A 1,903-nucleotide genomic window follows, 5' to 3' on the forward strand; every position below is an offset into this window, starting at 1 on the left:
CCGGCCCCCGGCGCAGGCGGCGGCGACCGCCGTCGGCAGGGTGCCGAGGCCGCCGCGCAGGCCCTGGAAGACGGGGGTGCCGACGGTCTGCGGCCGGGTGGCGAGCTCGTGCACGCCCTCGACCAGCGACCCGCCGCCCCGGGCGACCGGCAGCAGCGCGGGCACCGCGGCGCGCAGCGAGATCTCGTCGGCGTGCCCGGCGTAGACGCCGCCGAGCAGCGGCTCCACCAGCCGGTCCACCACCTCACGGCCGAGCCGGTCGGCGACGTAGCGGCCGATCGCGACATCGTCCGCGACCGCCCCGCCGACCACCTCCCGCCGGGCCCGCGCCAGCCCCGCGGGGCTCAGCACCCCGGAGTCCGCCAGCGCGTCGAGGTCCCCGGGCACGCCCATGACCTGCCCGCCGGGCAGCGGCCGCAGCGCGCCGCGCGTCCAGATCGCCGCCTTGGCGGTGGTCGGCGGCTCCAGCCGCTCCGCGAGCCCGACCGCCCGCGCCAGCTCGACCGCCTCCGGCCGCCGCGCCAGCATCGACTCGGCCCCGAGGTCCACCCGGACCCCGCCGACCTCGCCGCCCCACAGCTTCCCGCCGAGCCGCTCGGACGCCTCCAACAGCGTCACCCGCGCCCGGGCCGGCTCCCCCGCACCCCCACCGAGCACGGCGGCAGCGGTCAGTCCCGCGATACCGCCGCCGATCACCACGACATGTGCCTGCGCCATGCCTCGCAGTCTCGCAGGTTCTTACACGTTTGCCTCAATCCGCTGCACGCTTCGCCCGGGGCGCGGGGACGAGGGCGTCCAGGTCGATGTCGACCGGGAACGGCACCGGCCGCTCCAGCCGCTTCCGGAAGATCCCGGCCGGGGCGTAGGCCGAGACGTTGGCGTCGAGCTCGTACGCGTGCACCACCGGCAGACCGTCCTCCTCCTCGATCAGCCAGTAGTGCGGGATGCCGGCCTCGGCGTACTTCCGCAGCTTGACGACGCGGTCGCGGTGGGCGGACTCGGGGGAGACGACCTCGACGACGAGGGTCACATCGCTCGCGTCGAAGTAGGTGCGGTCCTGGTCGTACTCGACGCCCACGACGACCACGTCGGGCTCCGGCCGGTTTCGCCCGTCCAGCCTGATCGTCATCTCGCGCTCGGCCAGGAAGCCGTCCGGCACGAGGTCCTCCAGGACCGCGGTCAGGCCGGTCACCGCTCGGCTGTGCCAGGAACGCTGCGGGGACATCATGAAGACGAGTGCTCCGTCGATCAGTTCGGTGTGGCTCGGCGCCTGCGGCAGGCGGTCGAGGTCCTCGGCGAACCACCCCTCGATGCGGGGCGGGTACATCCACTCCGGCAGCTCACTCATGGGCTCCACGGTAGCGACTCCGCAGCGGGCGTCGGGGTTCATCAGCACGCCGGGGCCGGGGGGCGGGGCGGGCGGGTACATCCAGTCGGCCAGTTCGGACACAGCCGTACGCTAGCCGCCCCGACGTGGTCTCGATGAGGGGATCACTCCGTGGCGGCCCTGACGGGTGAAGCGGTTCGGTGGTGACCACGACGGGTGGCCGCCCGTGATAGAGGTGCGGTTCGCGGATCCGGACGGACAGGAGTGATCGGTGGTGGACGGGACGGTGGCGTTCGAGGGCGCCGACGGGAAGGTGCTGGTGAGCGCGTGTCTGGCCGGGGTGCCGTGCCGGTACGACGGGCGGGCGAAGGCGGCGCGGGTGGTTGACGGGCTGGTGGCGCAGGGGCGGGCGGTCGTGGTGTGCCCGGAGGGGGCGGGCGGGTTGCCGACGCCCCGGCCGGCGGCGGAGATCGTGGGCGGGGACGGGGCGGACGTGCTGGACGGCCGGGCGCGGGTGGTGGACGCGACCGGGGTGGACCGCACGGAGGAGTTCGTGTCCGGGGCGCGGGCGGCGCT

The 1,903-nt window shown here is 75.1% G+C and carries 3 protein-coding genes; 1 reads left to right on the top strand and 2 read right to left on the bottom strand.

The genetic code is table 11. From position 1 onward, the window contains the following. Positions 1–717, bottom strand: a 717-nt coding sequence (locus ABD308_RS17440; protein ID WP_344335346.1) for an FAD-dependent oxidoreductase, incomplete at its 3' end; no start/stop codon positions are given. Between the two features lie 34 nt (positions 718–751). After that, on the bottom strand, positions 752–1,348 hold the full coding sequence (locus tag ABD308_RS17445) for a Uma2 family endonuclease (RefSeq protein ID WP_344335347.1): 597 nt from the start codon (positions 1,346–1,348) through the stop codon (positions 752–754). 250 nt (positions 1,349–1,598) lie between these two features. Between ABD308_RS17445 and ABD308_RS17450 the strand changes: the two genes are divergently transcribed. Then, the coding region (locus ABD308_RS17450; RefSeq protein WP_344335350.1) for a 2-thiouracil desulfurase family protein at positions 1,599–1,903 on the top strand (305 nt) is incomplete at its 3' end.

The organism is Kitasatospora putterlickiae (assembly GCF_039527695.1).
Classification (GTDB): Bacteria; Actinomycetota; Actinomycetes; order Streptomycetales; family Streptomycetaceae; genus Kitasatospora; species Kitasatospora putterlickiae.